At 48.3% G+C, this 21,743-nt stretch carries 17 protein-coding genes; 14 read left to right on the plus strand and 3 right to left on the minus strand.

From position 1 onward, the window contains the following. Nucleotides 1-14: 14 nt before the first annotated feature. From B7991_RS03395 to B7991_RS03415, 5 genes are all read left to right on the plus strand, one after another. Nucleotides 15-935, plus strand: a complete 921-nt coding sequence (locus B7991_RS03395) for a sugar nucleotidyltransferase (protein ID WP_088629594.1) — start codon at nucleotides 15-17, stop codon at nucleotides 933-935. A gap of 68 nt (nucleotides 936-1,003) precedes the next feature. Beyond that, nucleotides 1,004-2,101 carry an exo-beta-N-acetylmuramidase NamZ domain-containing protein gene (locus tag B7991_RS03400; RefSeq protein ID WP_073424074.1) on the plus strand — a complete coding sequence of 366 codons (1,098 nt, stop codon included), beginning with the start codon at nucleotides 1,004-1,006 and terminating at the stop codon, nucleotides 2,099-2,101. Between the two features lie 55 nt (nucleotides 2,102-2,156). Further along, a complete protein-coding gene (locus tag B7991_RS03405; protein ID WP_088629595.1) occupies nucleotides 2,157-3,236 on the plus strand; it encodes an ABC transporter permease in 1,080 nt (359 codons plus the stop codon). Beyond that, nucleotides 3,229-4,410 (plus strand): ABC transporter ATP-binding protein, encoded by a 1,182-nt coding sequence (locus tag B7991_RS03410; protein WP_088629596.1) that lies wholly within the window; start codon nucleotides 3,229-3,231, stop codon nucleotides 4,408-4,410. Before B7991_RS03405 ends, B7991_RS03410 begins: the two co-directional genes overlap by 8 nt. A 143-nt stretch (nucleotides 4,411-4,553) precedes the next feature. Beyond that, the gene (locus B7991_RS03415; protein WP_088629597.1) at nucleotides 4,554-5,489 is read left to right on the plus strand and encodes an FISUMP domain-containing protein; all 936 of its coding nucleotides are present in this window, start codon (nucleotides 4,554-4,556) and stop codon (nucleotides 5,487-5,489) included. Between the two features lie 50 nt (nucleotides 5,490-5,539). On the opposite strand, the gene B7991_RS03420 is transcribed toward B7991_RS03415, so the two are convergent. Then, nucleotides 5,540-8,599, minus strand: coding sequence for a hybrid sensor histidine kinase/response regulator (locus tag B7991_RS03420; protein ID WP_088629598.1), 3,060 nt, complete (start codon nucleotides 8,597-8,599; stop codon nucleotides 5,540-5,542). A 417-nt stretch (nucleotides 8,600-9,016) separates the two neighbouring features. Between B7991_RS03420 and B7991_RS03425 the strand changes: the two genes are divergently transcribed. Together B7991_RS03425 and B7991_RS03430 are read left to right on the plus strand one after the other, a co-directional pair. Next, the gene (locus tag B7991_RS03425) at nucleotides 9,017-10,729 is read left to right on the plus strand and encodes an EAL domain-containing protein (protein WP_088629599.1); all 1,713 of its coding nucleotides are present in this window, start codon (nucleotides 9,017-9,019) and stop codon (nucleotides 10,727-10,729) included. Nucleotides 10,730-10,732: 3 nt separating this feature from the next. Next, nucleotides 10,733-11,077, plus strand: a complete 345-nt coding sequence (locus B7991_RS03430; RefSeq protein WP_088629600.1) for an Hpt domain-containing protein — start codon at nucleotides 10,733-10,735, stop codon at nucleotides 11,075-11,077. Nucleotides 11,078-11,171: 94 nt separating this feature from the next. Here B7991_RS03430 and B7991_RS03435 read toward each other — a convergent pair whose 3' ends face one another. Next, nucleotides 11,172-11,861 carry an NAD-dependent deacylase gene (locus B7991_RS03435; RefSeq protein WP_088629601.1) on the minus strand — a complete coding sequence of 230 codons (690 nt, stop codon included), beginning with the start codon at nucleotides 11,859-11,861 and terminating at the stop codon, nucleotides 11,172-11,174. Nucleotides 11,862-11,870: 9 nt separating this feature from the next. Further along, entirely contained in the window at nucleotides 11,871-13,244 is a 1,374-nt protein-coding gene (locus B7991_RS03440; protein ID WP_088629602.1) for a M20/M25/M40 family metallo-hydrolase, read from the minus strand. Nucleotides 13,245-13,365: 121 nt separating this feature from the next. Here B7991_RS03440 and B7991_RS03445 point away from each other — a divergent pair, with 121 nt between their 5' ends. The 7 genes from B7991_RS03445 to B7991_RS03475 all read left to right on the plus strand — a co-directional run bounded on the left by B7991_RS03445 (nucleotide 13,366) and on the right by B7991_RS03475 (nucleotide 21,687). After that, nucleotides 13,366-14,556 carry a dihydroorotate oxidase gene (locus tag B7991_RS03445; RefSeq protein WP_088629603.1) on the plus strand — a complete coding sequence of 397 codons (1,191 nt, stop codon included), beginning with the start codon at nucleotides 13,366-13,368 and terminating at the stop codon, nucleotides 14,554-14,556. Between the two features lie 9 nt (nucleotides 14,557-14,565). Beyond that, nucleotides 14,566-15,120 carry a hypothetical protein gene (locus B7991_RS03450; protein WP_088629604.1) on the plus strand — a complete coding sequence of 185 codons (555 nt, stop codon included), beginning with the start codon at nucleotides 14,566-14,568 and terminating at the stop codon, nucleotides 15,118-15,120. Between the two features lie 24 nt (nucleotides 15,121-15,144). Continuing rightward, entirely contained in the window at nucleotides 15,145-15,912 is a 768-nt protein-coding gene (locus B7991_RS03455; protein ID WP_088629758.1) for a thioredoxin-like domain-containing protein, read from the plus strand. Between the two features lie 9 nt (nucleotides 15,913-15,921). Next, entirely contained in the window at nucleotides 15,922-17,292 is a 1,371-nt protein-coding gene (locus B7991_RS03460) for a chloride channel protein (RefSeq protein WP_088629605.1), read from the plus strand. Nucleotides 17,293-17,718: 426 nt separating this feature from the next. Continuing rightward, complete coding sequence (locus B7991_RS03465; protein ID WP_088629606.1) at nucleotides 17,719-19,182, plus strand: DnaA/Hda family protein; 1,464 nt, start codon at nucleotides 17,719-17,721, stop codon at nucleotides 19,180-19,182. A gap of 1 nt (nucleotide 19,183) precedes the next feature. After that, the gene (locus B7991_RS03470; protein ID WP_176421749.1) at nucleotides 19,184-20,050 is read left to right on the plus strand and encodes an NAD(P)-dependent oxidoreductase; all 867 of its coding nucleotides are present in this window, start codon (nucleotides 19,184-19,186) and stop codon (nucleotides 20,048-20,050) included. A 257-nt stretch (nucleotides 20,051-20,307) separates the two neighbouring features. Then, entirely contained in the window at nucleotides 20,308-21,687 is a 1,380-nt protein-coding gene (locus B7991_RS03475) for a hypothetical protein (protein WP_254917829.1), read from the plus strand. Nucleotides 21,688-21,743 lie beyond the last annotated feature (56 nt).

Below are 21,743 nucleotides of genomic sequence, written 5' to 3' on the forward strand. Positions count from 1 at the left end.
AAAAAGGGTTTTGAATGAAAATTGTTCTTCCTGTTGCTGGAAATGGCATTCGCCTACGTCCATACACGGAAAATTTGCCTAAGTGCTTGCTTCCTGTTGCTGGTAAGACAATCATAGATTGGATTGTTGATGGTGCTCTTTTTTTGAAGCCTTCTGAGACGATTTTCATAACGGGGTATAAGGCTTCCGTTGTCGATGATTTTTTAAAGCAGAGATCGGAATGGGGCGCTGTGCGCACGGTGGTTCAGTCTAATCCGCAGGGGCTGGGTGAAGCTATTAGCCTTGCTCTCCCGTATGTGAACGACGATGAACCTCTCTTGATTATTCTTGGCGATACGCTGTTCGAGGCGGACTTGTCTATTCTGGACAAGGCTACGGAAAATATTCTCTACACGTTCAAGGTCTCTGATCCAAAGCGTTTCGGTGTGGCAGTGACGGATAAGAATGGCCATATTGAACGTCTTGTAGAAAAACCGCAGGAGTTCGTTTCGGACGAGGCAATTGTTGGTATTTATTATATCAAGGATGTCAAGGCTCTTAAGGAGGCCTTGAACTACCTCATGCAGAACGACATCCGTACGAAGGGCGAATTCCAGTTGACGGATGCTCTTGAACGCATGATTCAGGGCGGCAGCAAGTTCCGCACGGCTCCGGTTGAAAAGTGGCTGGACTGCGGCCTTGTCGAGACGCTGCTTGAAACGAATGCGCATGTTCTTGAACGCAACGAAAAGGTGGCTCCGAAATTTGACGGTTCTGAAATTGTCATGCCTTGCTACATCGGCAAGAACGTGGTCATCAAGAATTCCAAGGTCGGTCCTAACGTGTCGGTTGGGGATGGCTGCGTGATTGAAAATTCTGAAATCAGCAATGCGATTCTCTGGGACGGCGTGAAGGTTCAGGACAAGAAACTTGAAAAAGTTGTGGTCCACGAATAAAATCGAAATAGACGCAATTAAGTCTTTGTTTATAAGCCCCTTTTTGGGGCTTTTTCTACTTTTAAAATATGGTTACGTTAGCTCTTTCCCATTTTGAAAAAAGTTTCCCGGCAGCGCTTCGTGGTAAGCGCCTGGGTGCGGTTCTCCATCCAGCTTCGGTCTGTGCCGATTTGAGTTATACGCTTGACTTGCTCAAGGATTTGGATGGCAAGCTCTTTAAGCTTTCGGCTTTGTTTGGCCCGCAGCACGGCATCAAGGGACACACGCAAGACAACATGATTGAATGGGAAGGCTACGAAGATCCGGAATTGCATATTCCGGTTTACAGCCTTTACGGTGAACATCGTGAACCGACCGCAGAAATGCTTTCGCATGTGGATGCGATGCTTGTGGATTTGCAGGATGTGGGCGCGCGTTACTACACGTTCATTTGGACGCTTTTCCTCTGCATGAAGGCATGCGAAAAGGCGGGAATTCCGGTGGTCGTGGTGGATCGCCCGAATCCGATTAACTGCGTGGACGAAGAAGGGCCGGTGCTCGACCTCAATTACACGAGCTTTGTGGGCTTGCATAGCATCCGCACTCGCCATGCCAAGACGATTGGAGAACTTGCTGAACAGTTCAAGGCCGAACGTTTCCCGAAGTGCGAACTTTATGTGATGCACATGGACGGTTACGATAAGCGCATGTGGTTTGATGAAACGGGACTGCCGTGGATTTTGCCGAGCCCGAACATGCCGACGCTCGATACCGCAATTGTGTATCCGGGCATGTGCTTGTTCGAAGCGACTAACGTGAGCGAAGGCCGTGGCACGACGCGTCCGTTCGAAATTTTCGGTGCGCCGTTTATCGATGCAGTCAAACTTTGCAAGTACATGAACGGGCTCAAACTCCCGGGCGTGTATTTCCGCGAAAACTACTTCCAGCCGACATTCCACAAGGGTGCTGGGCAGATTTGTGGCGGTGCGCAGATTCACGTGACGGACCGTAACAAGTTCCGCAGTTTTGAAATGGCGGTGAAGTTGTTGCAGTACATCTTCAACGAATACCCGAAGGACTTTGCGTGGAAACAGCCTCCGTACGAGTATGAATTCCACAAGCTGCCGATTGATATTTTGCTTGGTAACGGAACGTTCCGCAAGGAATTTATCGAGTCGAGTATTTAATGCTTGTAGGGACTGCCGCGAAAAATGCGAAAATGCGCCTAGCTTTGTTTAATCTATGAAACTTAGACTTTCGACAGAAACTTTGAACCGCCTGAAGCGCTTCCGCAAAAACAAGCGCGCCTTTTGGTCGCTTGTGATTTTGGTGGTGGCGTACTTGCTTTCGCTCACGAGCCCGTGGACGGTGAATGACGAACCGTTCTATTTGCGCTACAACGGCAAGAGCTATTTTCCAGCGTTTGCGCGTTACAGCGAAGCGGACTTTGGTGGCGAATACAAGACGGAACAGGATTACGCAAAGCTTTTTGCAGATGTCGAAGAATGTAAGCAGGACGAAGAGGACGGATTCCCGCGTGCTGGAGGCTGCCCCGAGATGTGGGCGCTCATGCCGCCAGTGCCGCACGATCCGCTGAAGGCGGATCTGAGCGAGGAGGGAACCCCTCCATTTGCGCCGAGCGCAAAGCACTGGCTTGGGACTGATAGCAATGGGCGAGATGTTCTTTCGCGTTTGATTCACGGGTTCCGCATTTGCATTAGCTTTAGCTTGCTCTTGACCGTGCTCGGAACGTTCCTCGGCATTGTCATTGGCGGTATCCAGGGCTATCTCGGGAAGTTCTGGGATACGGGCATGCAGCGTATGATTGAAATCTGGTCGTCGCTCCCGATGCTTTACGTGGTGATTCTCATCGGCAGTATTTACGGCCGCAGTTTCTGGCTTTTGATTTTGATTATGGCGGCGTTCAACTGGCTTTCGCTCAGCTATTACATGCGTGCGGAATTCCTGAAGCTCCGCAGCATGACGTACGTGATGTCTGCGAAGGTGCTTGGACTTGGGCATCGCCATATCTTTTTCAAGGAAATCTTGCCGAATGCAATGACTCCCGTGGTGACGCTTTTCCCGTTCACGTTGATTGGTGGAATCGGAAGCCTCACATCGCTAGACTTCTTGGGCTTTGGACTCCAGCCGCCTACGCCGAGCTGGGGCGAACTCATGAGCCAGGGCCTCAACAACCTCTATGCTCCGTGGATTTCCGTGAGCACGGTCGCGGCGCTCTTTGTGACGCTTTTGCTCACGACATTCGTCGGTGAAGGCGTGCGAGATGCCATGGACCCCAAATCGGGAGACCGTTATGTTTAGTCAAGATAATCGCGTCATCCTGAGTCCCGGAACGGAGTCCGGGATAAACTCCGTCGAAGAATCCAGTAAAGTCCCCGTTTTGCGTGTAAAAGATGTTTCGGTGGCGTTTGGGTTTGACAAGAACGGTAACTCGCGTGATGGTAGATCACCGTTGCAAGTGACGGACCGCGTCTCGTTTGACATTTTCCCGGGCGAATTTTTTGCGCTGGTGGGCGAGTCTGGTTGCGGAAAGAGCGTGACTGCGATGAGCATTTTGCGCTTGTTGCCGTGGCCAAGCGCAAAAATTGTGAACGGCGAGATTTTGTTCGATGCGATGGCTCAAGATTCGCGCGATGCTGACGATGGGAAAGTTCGCGACCTTGTAAAGCTCCCGCTCAAGGATTTGCAATCCGTCCGCGGTTCTGAAATTGCATGCATTTTCCAGGAACCAATGCAAGCGCTGAATCCCGTCGTCACCATCAAAAAACAACTCCTCGAAGTTTTCAAGTTCAGCGCAGTCTCGATGGGCGCCGTTTCAAAAAGCGCGCAGTCCAAGCAAGATTCCGCGCCATCTCGGAATGCGCAAAACAATCCTCTCGACGTTATCCGCGAGCAGCTCCGCTTGGCCGGTTTTACCGATCCTGATCGTGTCTTAAATTCGTACCCGCACGAACTTTCGGGCGGCATGCTTCAGCGCGTTTGCATTGTGATGGCGCTTTTGCCAAAGCCCAAATTGATTATCGCCGATGAACCGACGACCGCTTTGGATGTGACTGTTCAGGCTCAAGTTCTTGCCGTACTCAAGGAAATGGCGGAAAAAACGGGAACAGCTGTTCTCCTCATTACGCACAACATGGGTATCGTTTCGCAGTATGCCCACCGTGTTGCCGTGATGTATGCTGGTCGCATTGTCGAAGAAGGCCCCGTTCGCGAAGTCATCAACCATCCGATGCACCCGTACACGCAAGGACTCTTGGCGGCTATTCCCGAAAGCCATAGCGACTTGCGTACGCTTGCGTCCATTCCGGGTTCTGTGCCTCATCCGAAAGACTTTGCTGAGGGGTGCCGCTTTGCCGACCGCTGCTGCAAATGCGCCCAATCTTCTGCCGAAGTTCGCGAAAAATGCCTTTCCGCCGAACTCCCGACGAAAATTGCCGAAGCAAATCATTTTGCGTATTGCTTTTGTGCCAAGTAATTAATCCTAGCGATTGTTTTTTGCATAAGTTTTACATCCCGTTCTTTCTCGTTTTTTAATATTATCATCGAAGGTTGCCGCTAAATTTTTTAGAGGCTCCCTATGGATGTTGAAAGCTCGATAATATTATTGGGGAAAACGCTATGTTCTGTAAAGAGTGTCATAAGAATCTAAAGGATTTTGAAACTTTAATTGATAAAATGGAAAATTGCCCGTTTTGCGGTGCAAAATTGGTGCGCCCAGCGGTCAAGGTGGCGCAAAAAGATGTCAAGGCTTTGTGTGATGCTCTTGTGCAAAAAGTCGGTGATTCTATTTTCGCAAACGAATCGACTTTGGAAAAAGAACTGCGCAATTTAAACGTTCCCGAATTTGCAGATGCCAAGGACCGTTTGTTCCTGCTTGTCTTAAAGCAAATCCCGTCAAGCATGTATGAGATCAGAAGTTTTTCGGATGGCGAACAGCAAGAAGTTTTGGAGGCTTGCCAAAGACGACTTTGCGTGGATTTAGGGCTCTCTTTTGAACCGTGCGCACAAATGCTCGATATCTTGCAGGAATACATTTGGCAAAAAAGGTTTTCGCTTTCCCCGAATCTTTTTGAATCGCAGTTTGTCGACCCTCGCGATGGTCAGGTCTACAAGACCGTAAGGATTGGCGATCAAGTGTGGATGAAGGAACCCTTGAAGTACAAGTGCGTGGGTTATACGGGCGAGGGCTTGTACGAATGGAGCTCGGTGAACAAGTATTGTGCCGTAAGGGGCTGGCGCGTTCCGAGCAAAAAGGACTTTGAAACATTGATCAAAACTGCTGCTGGTTTAGGGCTTGGTGACCCGTCGAGCGTGCTCATGTCTCGCAAGGGCTGGGAAAAGTGTAATGTGACCCCGACAGATAACTTGGGATTTGAAGCGACTCCGGTCAAATGTAGCACAGGTATCAGCAATAACTTCTTTAGTCATTTCTGGACCTCCGAGGACAAGTTCTGCTTTGAAATTTTCCCCGGCCGCGTGACTTTCAGTACACATTCGCAGTCTTTTGTCCGATTGATTAAAGACGATACTGCCGAAAAGAAAATTGAAAAGTAAAGAAAAGGCTGCTCAAAACGAGCAGCCTTTCAGTTAGCAATGGATTTTTTTTAAAGCATTCCTTCGAGCGTTTCGAACAAGATATCGGGCTTTACAGGTTTGCTTAAATGTGCGTTGAGGCCTGCTTGCAAGCTGCGCTGAACATCTTCATCGAATGCGTTTGCCGTGAGCGCGATAATCGGAATCTTTTTGGCGTCGGGGCGGTCCAATTTGCGGATTGCCGCCGTCGCTTCCAAGCCATCCATCTCTGGCATGCGCATATCCATAAGAATGGCGTCGTAATAGCCGACTGGTGATTTTTCGAACATCTCGACGGCGATTCTTCCGTTTTCGGCATGCTCCGTACTCACCTGACGCATCTTCAGAATTTCAATCATGATTTGGGCGTTCACTTCCATGTCTTCGGCAAGGAGGATGCATCTTCCTGTAAGTTCCGCCTTCGTCTTTTTGGGTGCTGTATGCTGGCGTTTCTTCTTGAGGATGTCCTTGAGTTCGTCCAGAAGGTGGTCCGTCAAGATCGGTTTTGCGATAAAGCTATCGACGCCAGCGGCGTGCGCTTCGTCCAGAACATCGTCCCAGTTGTAGGCCGTGAGCACGATGATTGCCGTGTCGTCGCTTGTGACTGCGCGAATTTGTCGAGCCGTTTCTACGCCGTCCATTTCGTTCATCTTCCAGTCCAAAACGACAAGGCTGTATGGGTTGCATCTGGCGTGGCGGAGCTTTACCATCTCAATGGCTTCTCGTCCTGAAGGGGCTGTTTCGACGGCAATTCCCGACTTTTCAAGAACGACCTTGGCGTGTTGTAATGCCACATCATCATCGTCGACGACGAGGACGCTCATTTCGCTCGGACGGATTTCCACATCGTTACTTTCGATAACATCGGAGCGGCCAGAATTCAAAAGCGTGAGCGTAATCGTAAATGTCGTACCCTTGCCCTTTTCACTTTCGACTTCAATCTTGCCGTTCATCATGTCGACAATACCCTTGGTAATAGCAAGCCCAAGACCGCTACTTCCGTACTTATTTGTCGTTCCCGAGTTTTCCTGGCTGAACGGTTCAAAGAGCTTGGGTAAGTATTCCTTGCTCATGCCGATGCCAGTGTCGCTAATCTTGAAGGTTAGCGTAGAATTTTTGTCGAATTTAGCAGTCTTTTTGATGTCAAAGGCTATATTGCCGTCCTTCGGCGTGAATTTGACTGCGTTTCCAAGAATGTTGATGAGAATTTGGCGGATCTTTATGCCGTCACCAATATAATAGCTGTCGATTTTCTGGTCGACATTGCAGCTGTAATGGATGCCTTTTTCTTCGCACTGGCCGTTGAAAATGGTATTCACTTGTTCGAGAAGTTTCGTGAAAGAAAATTCTTCGTTGCGGATAGTCAGTCTTCCACTTTCGATTCGGCTCATGTCTAGGATTTCGTTGATGAGGCTCAAAAGGTGCTCGGCAGAGGAACCGATCTTTTCGAGATAGTCTTGCATCTTTGGGGAAATGTTTTCTTCGTGGAGTGCAAGGCTGTCAAGGCCGATAATGGCGTTCATCGGGGTGCGTATTTCATGGCTCATGTTCGAGAGGAAAACGGTCTTTGCCTTGTTCGCTTCTTCGGCGACCTTTAACGCATCAATGAGTGCTTGGTTTTTGGCGAGAGAGTCGCGCATTTCTTCGTCAATGTCGGAGAACCCGACGCCAATAATGCGGAGCGTTTCGCTGTTCTCGTCATCTCGCACGCCTGCCATGCGAAGCATTTCGTAGCTTTCCTTGCCGTCGCGGATGACCATGTAGCGTAACGCAATGAGTGCGTTTTTCTGCAATCTCCTGACAATGTTTGCGGGGTCGATAAATTCAAGAAATTTCTTTTGGTATTCCGGAGCGACGTATTTATGGGCGTATTGAGTAAACGATTCGCTGAATTTAAACTTGTCACCCTTCTTGAATGGTGTTGGAACGGAATCGTTTTTGCGATAGCAAATAGAGATGTCCTTTTCCAGGTCTACATAAAAAACGCTTTGGTAATCTGATGCCATTGCCGTAATCATGTAACTTTGTTCGTTACGCTTGCGCTCCTGGTCGATGAGCTTTTGCTGGAGCTCAAGTTCGTCTTCAAGTTTCTTCTGCTTGACTCTGTTTTCGGCATCAATGATTTCACGCTCGATTTTGAGCTTTGCTGTGCGTCGTGTTTGGATAAGGAAGAAAATGAATAAGATAATGATGACGAATAAAATAATAATAGCGATGATGAGGTTCCTCTCAAGAATGCCTTCAGAAAATGAACTCATCTGTTCTGTGGAAACGTTATCACGAACGAGGTATGTCAACATCCAGTCTGTAGACTTGACGGGCATATAATAAACGGTTTCTTGCATGCCGTTGTATGAAAATGACGTAGAACCCTGCCTGTGAGCCGCGAAGTCATCACGAATCTTGTCTATGGTGTAGCCATCTTCAAATGTTGCGTGCTCCATGGCTGTGAACAAGTTCTCATCGTTGGTGAGTCCTCCGAGAACCATGCTCTTCAGCGACTTGCCGTCTTTTGTATAAATGTTGCAAGATGCCGCGCTATTCGTGTCTAACTGTAGGGAAACTCCTTCGAGAAGGCGCGCAATGGTGATTTCCATAAAGGAAACGACAAGTTTTTTCTTGTTGTAATATTTGTTGTTAATCGGAATAGCGACGATGAGTGTCTTGTTTTCGTCTTCGGCTTTTTTTAGTGAAATTACGGGCTTGGTGAGATTCTTGTAATCGAAATCGTAAAGATCGATGTCGTTACGTGTTCCGTTGGAGGTGTAAATGAGCCCGTTTGAATCGACGAAGGCGAATCGTTCCAATCCATAGACATGCTTTAGACGGTGCTGGTATGATTGAAAGTTTTTTTCACTAGATAAATTTTCTGTTGTCAAAAGCTCAACAGCAAATTCAAGGCTGTTGATATAGTCTTCAAGTTTTGACTCGACAAACTGTTCTCTACGTCCGGCCAGTTCTTCCATGAACATGGAGCTAACGTTTTGTACCGCGCTATAGCCTAGGACTATAAAGCCTGCGATTAGAGCTATGGCCATAACGATGTTTCCGACGGCTGTGTCTTTTATGCCGTTCCTTTTTTTCCACACCATATAATCCTTCCCTTTATAAGTTAGGTTGTATTTGTATTAAGTAAGCGCAAATATAAGTAACGTTGTGCTATAAGTTGTCATTGTAATAAATTTGATAGCAAAGTTATATAAATGTAAGAAGTTTTAGTAAAATGACATAAAGTGTCATTGTTATTTGTGAAATAAGTAATAAAAAAGAAATACTCATACATAAGTTTTATGTTTAAATTTGTCACACCTTTTTTACGGGTGTGGAAATTATGGACAAAACAAATAAATTGATTGGATTGATGATTCCCGATATCGGAAATTACGAAGAAGACATCGTGAACCTGTAAATAAAGCTTTATAATGAATAAAATGTAACTAAAAAAACATAATCTATTTTGTGTCTATTTCTTACATTTAGACTCATAGAATGGATTGGAGATTGCCCACATGGATTTTGTTGGACAACAGGGTGTTTTAAGGCGTCGTGTACTTGTTGTAGACGACGAAATGGTGAACCGCGAAATTTTAGGAAATTTCCTTTCGACGGTTTATACGGTCGATTACGCTAGCAATGCGAAAATCGCACTTGGGATGCTGATGAATCCTGATGTCGAGTATTCGCTTGTGTTGCTGGACTTGATTATGCCTGTGATGAGTGGCATCGAGTTCCTGGAACACCGCGTTGAAAGCGATCGCCTCAAGTCGATTCCTGTTGTCGTAATGACTTCGGAGAAGGCTTTTGAAATCAAGTGTCTAAAGCTTGGAGCCGCTGATTTTATCACGAAACCGTTCAATTTGCCCGAAGTTGTATTAGCTCGGTGCGAGCGCATTATTGAACTTTTTGAAAAGAAAAGTATCATCCGCAATACCGAAAAAGATGTGCTTACGGGGCTTTTGGCTAAAGACTACTTCTTTGAGTATGTACGTCGATCGGAACTGTTGGGTAAGCAGATTCCCAGGGACGCTCTGGTTTTCGATATTGAACGCTTCCATTTGGTGAATGAATTTTGTGGGCGTGCTTTTGGCAATATGCTCCTTTCCAAAATTGGTGAAGCCCTGCTCGCGCTCGTTCCGCAGATGAATGCTTTTGCGTGCCGTGCCCATGCGGATACGTTCTACATTTTTGCAGAGCATCAGGAAGATTATTCTGATTTGCGTAAAGCCTTAGATTCTGTAATTGCCAGTTTTTTCCATATCAGCAATATTCGAATCCGTTATGGAATTTGGGAAAATGTCAGCCGAGAATTCGAAATTGAAGTTTGGTTTGACCGCGCAAAGATCGCCTGTGATTCAAATCGCGGAGATTCATCGAAATGTATTGCGCGTTACAATAATGAATTACATGCAAAGTATATCTTTGAAGAAACGCTCATCCATGATCTTGATGAAGCCATTGCCAATAAGGAATTGAAAGTCTATTACCAGCCCAAGTATAGCATTGTGGGTGAAAAACCGCGACTGACGAGCGCTGAGGCTCTGGTGCGTTGGATTCATCCGAAACTGGGCTTCATTAATCCAGGTGATTTTATTCCTTTATTTGAATCTAACGGGCTTATCCGCAAAGTGGATAACTATGTGTGGAAGGAATCTGCTGCACAAATCCGACGTTGGAAAGATTTGTATGGAGAATCTATACCGGTATCTGTGAACGTCTCCCGTATCAACATCATGGATCCAGATCTTGAAGCGAAGCTGGAAGACATTTGTTCAAGGTATGAAATTTCTACGAGCGAAATCATGCTGGAAGTCACAGAAAGTGCATATTCCGAAAATACGAATAGACTTGTCGAGGTTGTTGACAAGCTACGTAAAAATGGATTCCGCATAGAAATGGATGACTTTGGTGCAGGATACTCGTCCTTGAACATGATTACTACGGTTCCGGTTGATGTATTAAAGATTGATATGTCTTTTGTCCGTAATATGGAAAAGGACGAATGCAACTTGAAACTCGTAAAGATTATTATTGAAATTGCGAAGTTTCTCAAGATTCCGTCAGTTGCTGAAGGCGTTGAAACCGAATCTCAGTTGAACATGTTAAAACAAATGGGCTGTGATATTATTCAGGGGTATTACTTCTCCAAGCCTGTGCCTGCAATGGATTTTGCTCCATTTATAGAGCGTGAAATAAGTGAAAAAAATTTGAAAAAAGGGGAATAACCTGTGATTACTATTGAAAAATTGAATTCTTTCGGTGTCGACACGGCCGAAGGCCTTGAACGCTGCTTTGGAAACGAAGCCCTGTATTTGAAACTTGTGACGACGATTCCTGACGACGCTACTTTTGAACGATTGGAGAAGAAAGTTGCGGCCAAGGATTTGGATGGTGCGTTTGAAGCGGCTCATGCGCTAAAGGGCGTTCTCGGGAACCTTTCGCTCACGCCGCTATATACGCTTGCTGTCGAGATTACCGAACTCTTGCGCAATCGCACGCAAATGGATTACAGCGCACTTTTGGTCAAATTTTTCGAAAAACGAGATGAGCTCGGCAAGCTTTGTGCTGAATAAAAATAGTCAATAGTCATTGGTCAATAGTCGATAGAATTATAATCGTGAAATTCGTCAAACTATTAACTAAAAACTAATGACTAAAAACTAATGACTACTTGAATTCTTCGCACCACTTGGGAACGATTTCTGTTGCCTTCCCTTGAATGACGACGTCCGTGTATGGGTCGCCATAGGGGGTTTCTAGATTTAAGCAAGTGACTTTTGCTCCGTAGGATTTCGCAAAACTCTTGAACCCTGCAGCTGGATACACGACGCTGCTTGTGCCGATGTAGGCGAATTCATCGCAGTTCATGAGCGCTTCCTGAATCTCGTCCATGTACAAAGGCGTTTCGCCAAAGAACACAATGTCCGGGCGCACGGGGCTTCCGCAAATCGGGCATTTTGTGTCCAATGTTTCTTCACCCGTAAATTCAAATTCGTGCTCGTTTTTAGTGCAACGGAGTTTCATCAGGTCTCCGTGCATGTGCAAAACGCGCTTGCTTCCTCCACGTTCGTGGAGGTCGTCGACGTTCTGCGTCACGAGCAAGAATTCGTCGCCGAGGCGCTCTTCGAGCTTCGCAAGCGCGATGTGCGCCGCATTCGGAGCGTGCTCGGGGAGTCCCTTTCGCAAGAAGTTGTAAAAGTCCTTGACGCGTTTCGGGTCGCGACGGAGGGCGTCTGGCGTGCAGACGTCTTCGATGTTTTCGTGTTCCCACATGCCGTCGTTTCCGCGGAATGTGCGGAGGCCAGATTCTGCGCTGATTCCAGCGCCAGTCAGTACGACGAGTCTTTTACGTTTCATAGATCCTCCTTACGAAATGGATGCAAAGAAAAGCGCTTCTGCAACGATTCCGCTTTCGAAATCGGGCAGGTAAAGGCTTTCGTTTTCGCCATGGGCGTTGCATTCCGGGTCTTCGAGGCCCGTGAGCAAAATCGGGATGTTACCGAGCGTGTTACGGAAAAGCTCTGCACCTGGGATGCTTGCGCCGCAGCCTATGAATTTGGTGGGGGAGGCGTAAGCGTCTGCCATGGCTTCGCTCATCTTCTTGAAGAACGGGTGATTCGTGTCGGTCGTGAATGGATTGGCGCCGTCTTCCTTGTCGATGGTGATTTCCATGTTGTTCGGAACTTGGGCCTTGAGGAAGTCGGCGAGCATGTCGGTGCATTTCACGGCGTCCATGCCGGGAGCAAGGCGGATGCCGATTCGGGCATAGGCGCTGTCTTGCAAAACGTTACCGGCGTTCACGCGGGAACCGGATTCAATTGTGCTTACGATGATGCTCGGGCGGCGCCACAGTGAAAGCAAAATCTCATCTTCGGGCACGTTCAACTTTACTTGTTCAAGAACGCCGCCGTCGTTGCGGAAAATTTCTTCGGTCATGCCGAGCGACTTGTAAGATTCAAGCTCTTCCTTGGTCGGCGGGATAATGTCATCTTCGTAATGCGGGATGAGAATCTTGCCGTCCTTGTCGGTGAGGCTTGCAATCATGCGGCAAAGAGCCTGGGCGGGGTCTGGAATCGGGCCGGACCAAGAGCCAGAATGGAGCGGAGCCTTTGTCGCACGGAGCGTGACGTTGATGGCGCTCATGCCGCGGAGCGTCGTCGTGATGGACGGTGTTCCCTTCGCGAAGTTTCCGAGGTCGGCGATAATGACGGCATCGCTCTTCAAGAGTTCTGCATGTTCCGTGAGAATTTTTTCGAAGCCTGCGCTTCCGGATTCTTCTTCGCCTTCAATGATGAACTTGAGGTTCGGACCATTGCCTTTGAGTTCTCGGCGAACCTGTTCAAGGGCTGCGAGATGCACGATGATGCCCGCCTTGTCGTCAGCCGTGCCGCGTCCAAAGAGACGGTCGCCTTTCTGCGTGGCCGTAAACGGCGGCGTGTCCCACAATGCTTCTCGCATGGGCGGCTGCACGTCGTGATGAGCGTACAAAAGGATGGTCGGCTTGTCCGGGCTTGTAAGGCTTTCGGCGTAAACGCTCGGACGCCCGCTTGGCGGCATCAAAAACTGGATGTTCGTGAGTCCCGCTTTTTCAAACATCGCCTTGACGGCGTTTGCGCTATCCAAAACGTACTTCTGGTCAAAATTGTCAAAACTGATGGATGGAATGGCTACCAGGCTCGAAAGCATGTCGATATAGCGCGGCATGTTTTCGTGAATATCTTTCTTGATTTTGTTTTGCATAATTTACTCTCTTGTCTAGTAAGAATTATAAAATTTTTCGTATCATGGCAATAGGTGGTTTGTTGGTTCTATAAGTCTAGCTAGGCTGTCTTTGGTATCAGATTTTTCTATTTTACTACTCATGAACAATAATTGCATCAACCACGAATACTATATGCGCGTGAGTGACCGCATTTTGGCACTTATTCGCCGTATTTTCCACAATAATCCGGAATTTCGCCATGATTCCCTGAAGCATGTGGCACGCTTTGCTCCGGTGATTCCGTTCATGGGCGGTCGCCCGGACTTGAGCAAGACTCTGAATCGCGTGGTGACGTTTGCCGATGGCTCGAATCCGCTCCATTTTGGGGCTCCGATTGTGCTTGCGGCTGGTGCAAACAAGACGGCTCTTCGCATTTGCGATTTTGCCAACATGGGATTTGGCGGCATCTCCGTCGGGACAGCCACTCGTCACGTCCGCGAAGGAAATACGCATAGACCGCGTATCGGATTTATTGAAAAAGACCGTGCTATTCACAACAGCATGGGCCTCAATAACGATGGCGTTGAAGCGGTGACACGTCGCACGGACGCTCAAATTGCAGCCGCTCATAGGGCTGGTATGTGCGTGGGCATCTCCGTTGCCGAAACTCCGGGCCTTACGGACGAAAATGAAAAAGTCAAGGACATCATCGAAAGTTTCTCCATTGCTTACCGCGTGGCAGACTACATCGAAATTAACGTGAGCTGCCCGAATACGGGCGAGAACCGCCTCGATCTTGACATGTCCTTTATCGACAGGATTTTCTCTGAAATCAAGAAATACCGCGATGCTCAAAGCTACCGCAAAGCCGTTTATGCAAAGCTCAGCCCGGATATGGCCGAAGCACATACGGCGACCATCATGGATGCTCTTGTGAAGGCAGGCGTGAATGGCGTTGTCATCGGCAATACGTATCCGACTAAAAAGCTCACCGACCTCCCGGTTCATGTGAAGTACGATGATTTGACCCCGCTCCGTGCTGACGGCGATCGCGGTGGCATGTCTGGCCGCCCGCTTTACGAAAACATGGTCAAGAATGTCAAGTTCATTCGCGAACATTACCCGCAGATGAGCGTGATGGCTTGCGGTGGCATTGACCATGGCTACAAGATTTACGACCTTATCAAGTTAGGCGTCGATGCGGTGCAGTGCTATTCTGTTGTGGCTTTCCGCTGGATGGCTGCCCATGCCATGCGCAAGGAACTTGAAGAAGCTCTTTCGAAAGACGGTTTCAGGACTCTCGCCGATTATGACGCCAAGAATTTCGACGCCAAGAATCCAAAGGGCTGATGATCGCTGATGCTCCGGAGCCTTAGGATATTCTTCGCAGCGCTTTTGCTTGTATGTGTCCAGTCTTTCGCTGGATACTTTATCGAGCAACCTTACGAAGAGGCTCCTGTGGCTGATACGCTTTCGGCGCTCTCGTTTGGAGGCGAGCTAGAACTTGTCTATTATTTGGGGGCTGTGCATCCAGGCGTTTTGCTGAGTGGCGAGTATCGCTTCCATAAGCACCATTCGGTGGACTTCTTTGGGGCAGCCTTGTTTTCGGGCGATTATTTTGAACTTGGCGTAGATTGGCGATTCTTTTTCCGCGGAACTCGCGAAGATGACTTTGTTCGCCTAGGCGCTTCGTTTGTCTCTTTTGAGCACTTTGACAAAAGCTATTTCCCTCCGCGAGTAACGCTTGGCTATGGACGTGATATTACCTTTTTCAAAAACGCAAGTTTCTTGTGCCGTATCGAATTGAACGCCAGTTACATTATTGGCGAGCCTCTAACCAAAAAGGAAAATGATTTTTCTTATCGCGAGGCTCATTTTACTGCAGCTATGAATATCGGTTTTTATCTCTTTTAAATAGCAATTTATAGGATGGATCAAATGTCGAAAATCATTCGTGCAATTTGTGTTATCATGCTTCTCTCGGCTTCTGCGTTTGCGGGACCGTGGCTTGGACTCATTTACAAGAAATCCCTCTATGAAAATCACCTTGCGCTTCTTGTTTCTGGTGTGCATCCGGAATCGGGTTGTTTGGCAGCTGGTGTTGTTTCGGGCGATTTGGTTATCGGTTTTGATGGCAAGGATTTGGTCAACGTGGCGCAGATGCAAGATGTCATGAAGAAGGCGAAAGTCGGTTCGAAGGTTGCGATTGAAATTTTCCGCGATGGCAAGCGTATCCCGCTGACTGTCACGCTTACGGAACGCCCGGACGATATTTCAAGCCTCACGGGTTCTGCTATCGGAAGCAAAATGGCTGAATTTGGCAAGAACTTCTACAAGAACGGCGAAAAGAGAAAGGAAGCTCCGAAGGCGACTCTTCTCGATTTCTGGGCCACTTGGTGCGGACCTTGCCGCCAGACGCTCCCCGTGCTCGAAAAAATCTATAACAAGTATTCTAGCCAGGGGCTCGAAGTCATCGGCATTTCGTCTGAACAGACCAAGCCGCTCCTTGCTTTCTACAAGAAACAACATGCATCTCCGTATCCGCTTTACCGCGATGCTGATCAGGGACTCTGGCGCCGTTACGGGATTCATGCGGTCCCGACGCTCATGCTCCTTGATTCAAACGGCTATATCAAGCGCGTCTGGAGTGGCGCTCCGAGCTTTGAAATGCTCGAAAAGCTCGTGCTTGAAGTTCTCGAAAAGTAGCTGCGGCCTGTGAAGCGGATTCATCGTACAATAGCGAAACTCCTCGTGGTGAACGGTTACTTGCCAAAGCTTGGGCTTGCCGCTGTAATCGGTTTTGTGACGGGGCTTGTCGCGGTCGCGTTCCATTGGGGGCTTGACCACGCGGTGGATTGGGTTCGCATGCCGTGGACGCTTGGACTTTTGCCGTGGTACGCTTTTGCTGCGGTGCCTGCGATTGGCGGACTTGTTGTCGGGCTTTTCATCCACAAGGTGGCGCATGCACCAGAGACGGCGGGGCAGGGCACCGACAAGATGATTTATTCATTCCATCATCAGGGCGGGAACGTTCGTGCGCGCGTGGCTCCGGTCAAGTTCTTTGCTAGTATTATCACGCTTGCGACGGGTGGCTCGGCGGGGTACGAGGGACCGATTTCGCAGATTGGCTCTGGCATTGCATCCACGATTTGCAAGTTTTTTAAGATGCCGCGCATGATGCGTGGACAGTTCTTGCTGGCGGGCACGGCGGCTGGGCTTGGTGCTATTTTCAAGGCTCCGCTCGCGGGAGCGCTCACATCGGTCGAAATGCTTTACCGTGAGGACTTTGAATCGAACGCTTTTGCGACTTCTATCGTATCCTCGGTGGTGTCATTTGCGGTTTACGTAGCGTTTGTGGGGACTTCTCCTTTGATCGGTGGCGTGCCTGCGTTCCCGTTTACGGGCGGCGTGGAGCTTTTGGCATGTGCGCTTCTTGGCGTGCTGTGTTTTCCATTCTCGTATCTGTACGTGCGTTTTTACTACGAGTCGGAGCGCCGTTTCAGCAAGTGGGAAATCCCTGTATGGCTCAAGCCTGCGTTGGGTGGCGCGTTCATTTCTCTGTTGGTTTTTGCGTACCCGGAAGTTTCGGGTGGCGGCTTTGATTTTATTGACAACCTAATGGCGGGGCTTGTGCCGCATTCGCTGTGGGGCGTTTTGCTCTTGCTCGGTATCGTGCTTGCAAAGATTGTGGCGACCGCGCTTACGGTCGGTTCGGGCGGTTCCGGGGGTGTCTTTGGACCATCGCTATTTATTGGTGGGGTTATTGGCGCTATGTTTGCAGGAATATGCGAACTTGCGTTCCCGGGAGTTATCCGCATGCCCGAAATGTTCATTCTCGTCGGGATGGCGTCGTTCTTTGCGGGGGCTGCGAAGGCTCCGATTGCAGGCGTCGTGATGGTCTGCGAAATGACAGGTAGCTATAGTTTACTGCCGGGGCTTCTGATTGCATCCGTGATGCACATTGCCTTCTCGCGCAACTGGACGATTTACAAGAGCCAGGTGCTCAACAAGTTTGCGTCCCCGGCGCACCGACGTGACATGGACCGCGAGCTCATCCAGGCGTACGATAAAATCGCTAAGGAATAGCGTTTGTTTTAGGTTTATGGAAAACCTTAAAAAATCCCAAAATTTTGTATTTGTAGCTTGCACGTAACTTGTTGATTTTCACCAAGTTACATTTTTTATAATGCAAAAAAGTGGCGTTTTTGAGCAAATTTCGCCATTTGTATAATATTTTGTATGCTTAAAGTAAGAAAATTCTTGTCAAGGGATGTTTGAAAAAATACCTGTTGATAACTTGTGCTAATAATAAGTGATAATTTTGTTGCACATACGTTCGTAAGGGTGGTGTAAACTGGAAAAAGTGTGATAAAAATTGTTTCTAAAAATTTTTTGCCATTTTTGAGCGAAAAATAGGGATTTCGAAAAAAAAATAGTTGGGGTGCTTGTGGTTCGGGATTCGTTTCTTATTTTTTGCTTGCTCTTTTATACTTTGGATTGGTTTTTTAGATCGTGGAAAATACTGTTTCTTTGTTGGATATTGCAGAGTCGCCCTGGCAACAGGTGCTCGATCGCGTGCGTTCGGAATGTAAGGACTTTTTTGGTGCCGTCATTCTCGACGCTCTTGGTTATGAGGGAATGTGCAATGGCTATGCCTTGCTCACTGTTCCCGACGAGCTTCGCGAGAACTGGGTGAATTCCCACTATGGCGATTTATTGCGCAAGTCCTTTACAGCTGTATTTGGTAGTGAATTTGTTGATTATCGCATTCGTCAGATTGCTCCTTCGGATCCAATTCCCGAAATCAAGCTCACGATGCCGGTTATTCCACGTCCCGAGAAAAAGAAAGCCGAAGTTAAGCGCCCGAAGCAGCCTTTAGCGCTTTATGCACGCTATACTTTTGAAAACTTTGTCGAAGGGGAGTGCAATTCCACGGCTTTCCGCGCATGCCAGGCTGTTGCTGAAAATCCGGGTGACCCGGCTTTGAATCCGCTTTTTGTCTATGGCGAAAGTGGCCTTGGCAAGACGCACTTGTTGCAGTCCATTGCCGCAAAAATCCAGAAGAGCCGTCCAGAAGCTTCCATTGTCTATTGCCACGCTTATGACTTTTTGCGTGATGCAACGGCTATGGCTTCTGCTCTCCACAACAAGACGGGCAATGTGCGTGAACTTGCAGAAAAGTTCCGCGAACGCTATGAGCTTTGCGATGTGCTTTTGCTCGACGATGTGCAGCTCTTGGAAAAGGGCCTCTGGACGCAAGACCGCCTTGCTATTCTGATTAAGCATTTGCGCGCCGAAGGCAAGCAGGTCGTGATTTCTTGCGACCGCCATCCGAACTTGTTTAGGGTGGTCGATACGGATAACGAATCCCGCGGTTCTTCGAGATCTTCGATTCCGAGTATTTCCAAGAAACTCCTTGCTCCGCTTGCCTCCTGTGTGGCTGTGGGCATTGATGAACCGGACCTTGCAACCCGCATGAACTTGATTAGCAAGAAGTCCGAGGACTTGCCGTTTGCAAAGGCTGACCGCGAAGAAATTTGCCGCTACCTCTCGATGCAGCCGCGTAAGAACGTTCGCCTGATTGAAGGTCTCTTGAACTTCCTTGGCGCGATGAACATGTTCTGCAAGGCTGATTTGAACTTGAATGGCGTGAAGCGCCTCGTGGCACCGTCGGAACATGGCGGCCATGTGGAACTCACAGCCAAGAACATTATTGAAGCGGTGGCTATGGATTACCGAGTCGAAGTCTGTGAACTCTCGTCCAAGCGCCAGTCTGCCGCAATTTCTATGCCCCGCAAGGTGGCGATGTTCCTTTGCCGCGAACTCACGACCGATTCGCTCCAGAATATCGGTGCGATGTTCTGCAGGGACTATGCCACTGTAATCGCCGCCATAAATTCCCTCAAAAAGCAGATGGAAACGGATGCGTCCCTCGCAAGGCGCGTTCAAGATATCCGTTATATGCTGGAAGCCTAGCATGATTGCTCTTTTAACGGGTGGCGCCGGCGTCGTAGGGAAGGCGTTGTGCCGGGAACTAATAGCACGGGGAGTGTGTGTCCGCGTCTTGACGCTTCCGGGCGATTCTTTGGCGAAGTCCTTACCGAGCGAGGTGGACGTCCGTTATGGCGATGTGACTGATTTTGATTCTATCCGAGATGCGTTCGAAAACGTCGATGTCGTCTATCACTTGGCGGCAATTCTTTTATCGACAAAACGCGGTGCTTTTGAACACGTGAATACGTGGGGAACCCGCAATGTTATTGAGGCTTGCAAACTTGCTGGTGTGCGGCGATTCCTTTATGTTTCTAGCATTTCCGTGACGTACCCAGTGCTTACGCCTTATGGCGAAAGCAAAAAGAAGGGCGAGGCTTTGGTGCATGCCTCCGGACTTGACTGGACGATTGTGCGCCCGACGCTTGTGATTGGCGATGGGGGCGGTGTCGAGTTCAACATGTTCCGCGATTATGTAAAAAAGTTCCCGCTCTATTTTATGCCGGGGGGTGGCAAATGTCTCAAACGTCCGGTTTGCAGTGTGGACTTGGTCAAGGGTATTGCTGTGGCTGGGCTTATGAAAAGTGCGGTGGGGAAGACTTACGCCCTTGCGGGCTCGACGGTTATGACGATGGCGGAGATGGCTAAGCATGTGCTGACTGACGCCGGGATGCATCACCTGATGGTTCCGCTCCCGTGGTGGATTTCCAAACGACTTGCCGTCCTGAAAAACTGGATTGGCGGCAAGCGCGTGTCTGCCGAGCAGGCTTTGGCTGGATTTTTGTACGATGCTGCCCCGTCCATCGAAGATGCCGAATGCGACCTCGACTACCATCCGGGTTGCCCTTTTTAGTAATTAAGAATTAGGAATTGTCATGCCCGTCCCGGAAAAACATACGAGGCGAGTGCCGCGACAAAATGCTTGCATTTTGGCATGGTTGAGCCGAAGGGTGTTGCGCTTGCGCAACAAGTCCGGGATGACAGTCGGGCATCTCCATATAATACATTTTCTCGAAAATTTGGCGTTTTTGAGCGTTTTTTGCTTGTTTACTGTGTAATTTGTAAACATTTATTGGTCCAAATTGGACTAAATAGATTATATTAATATGTATGAATAAGAAAAAGTTACTTGCTCTTTTAGTTTCCTCGGCTTTCCTCTTTGCTGCTTGCGGAGACGACGATAGCCCTTCTTCTCCAAAGAATAACCAAGAAGAAGTATCATCTTCTTCCGAAGAAGATGATTGCGATTCCGATGAATGCGACGAAAAGTCCTCTTCGTCGAAATCCAATGATAAGAAGTCTTCTGATTCAAAGGATAATGACAAGTCCTCCTCTTCTAAGAAGGGTGATGACAAGTCTTCCGATTCCAAGGACGAAAAGAGCTCTTCTAGCTCTGCAAAGGATGATGAAAAGTCTTCTGATTCCAAGGATGATGACAAGTCCTCTTCGAGCGCTGAAGAGCCGGAATCTTCGTCTTCTGCGGACGCGCCGAAAGGGGCCCGTGCAGCAAAGCTTGCAGACCTCGAAAAGAACTATGAACTCAAGATTTTTGATCAGACAGTTTACCTGTCGACCGGCAGTAAGCAGGGCCTTATCGCTCTCCGCATTCCAGATGAAATGTGGCTTGTGACTTATACGGATTTTGCAAATGGCGAAATTAAATTCACTGATGACAATGTTGGCAAGCAGTATGCAGAAACGGATGCTGTTAAAAAGATTTTGGAAAAACTCAAGTCCAAGGACGGTTTCACGCTTTCGTTCATTGTCGATAAGGATGACGTTGTCAAGTATTCTGTCAATGGATCGAAAGATTATAACGAAGCTGTAAAGGCTAGCGTCGCTGTGACAAAGGGCAAGGTTTCCAAGGCTGCCGACATTCAGGACAAAATTTTCGAATGCACCGATGGCGATACGACGAGAACATTTACGTTCTTCGACAATTCGTATATCGTTGACGTTACGGCGGGCAAAAAGCTTGCTTACTGGATCGGCGGGCATTATGACATCCAGCGTAGCACGTTGTTGATGCGCCCTGCATATTTCAGCAAGCCTGTTTATTCGATGTATGCCTATTCTGTCGGAACGGACAACACTATTGCTTCAGATGGTGCGACAATGAACTGCAACGTCGAAGCTAGCGAATATGAATACGAAAAGGCTAGCGATTTTGTCGGCGAATGGCAAGCTAAGAAAGATGGTATCGATTGGGAATTCACGCTCAAGGCTGATGGTACCTACGAACTTTCAGCATTTGAAGGCAACAAGAATGTTGAGGCCAAGAATGGCGTCTGGGAAATCTATGGTTACCACATGATGATGCGCAATAAGGGGTGCTTGCATCCGGATAAGTGCACATCGAGCCTCCATGGACAGCTCCAGACGGGACCGATCGATAAAGCAACCAACAAAATTAGCGGATTCTCGTTCATTCATAATGATACGGATACGCCGAAAATCCCGACCTCTTTCGATGCTCCGCAGTACGAGTAGTAGTTAGAACTTAGAACTTAGAACTTAGAACATTGCTCGTCTCTCTAAGCTCTGCT

It is taken from the genome of Fibrobacter sp. UWB3, from assembly GCF_002210405.1.
Taxonomy (GTDB): Bacteria; Fibrobacterota; Fibrobacteria; order Fibrobacterales; family Fibrobacteraceae; genus Fibrobacter.

Bases quoted from the DNA above. Each gene is read 5' to 3' on its own strand.
- B7991_RS03435 (WP_088629601.1), bottom strand. From the start codon at position 11,861: ATGAAACGTAAAAGACTCGTCGTACTGACTGGCGCTGGAATCAGCGCA.
- B7991_RS03395 (WP_088629594.1), top strand. From the start codon at position 15: ATGAAAATTGTTCTTCCTGTTGCTGGAAATGGCATTCGCCTACGTCCA.
- B7991_RS03440 (WP_088629602.1), bottom strand. From the start codon at position 13,244: ATGCAAAACAAAATCAAGAAAGATATTCACGAAAACATGCCGCGCTAT.
- B7991_RS03420 (WP_088629598.1), bottom strand. From the start codon at position 8,599: ATGGTGTGGAAAAAAAGGAACGGCATAAAAGACACAGCCGTCGGAAAC.
- B7991_RS03410 (WP_088629596.1), top strand. From the start codon at position 3,229: ATGTTTAGTCAAGATAATCGCGTCATCCTGAGTCCCGGAACGGAGTCC.
- B7991_RS03470 (WP_176421749.1), top strand. From the start codon at position 19,184: ATGATTGCTCTTTTAACGGGTGGCGCCGGCGTCGTAGGGAAGGCGTTG.
- B7991_RS03455 (WP_088629758.1), top strand. From the start codon at position 15,145: ATGTCGAAAATCATTCGTGCAATTTGTGTTATCATGCTTCTCTCGGCT.
- B7991_RS03400 (WP_073424074.1), top strand. From the start codon at position 1,004: ATGGTTACGTTAGCTCTTTCCCATTTTGAAAAAAGTTTCCCGGCAGCG.
- B7991_RS03450 (WP_088629604.1), top strand. From the start codon at position 14,566: ATGCTCCGGAGCCTTAGGATATTCTTCGCAGCGCTTTTGCTTGTATGT.
- B7991_RS03445 (WP_088629603.1), top strand. From the start codon at position 13,366: ATGAACAATAATTGCATCAACCACGAATACTATATGCGCGTGAGTGAC.
- B7991_RS03415 (WP_088629597.1), top strand. From the start codon at position 4,554: ATGTTCTGTAAAGAGTGTCATAAGAATCTAAAGGATTTTGAAACTTTA.
- B7991_RS03475 (WP_254917829.1), top strand. From the start codon at position 20,308: ATGAATAAGAAAAAGTTACTTGCTCTTTTAGTTTCCTCGGCTTTCCTC.
- B7991_RS03425 (WP_088629599.1), top strand. From the start codon at position 9,017: ATGGATTTTGTTGGACAACAGGGTGTTTTAAGGCGTCGTGTACTTGTT.
- B7991_RS03405 (WP_088629595.1), top strand. From the start codon at position 2,157: ATGAAACTTAGACTTTCGACAGAAACTTTGAACCGCCTGAAGCGCTTC.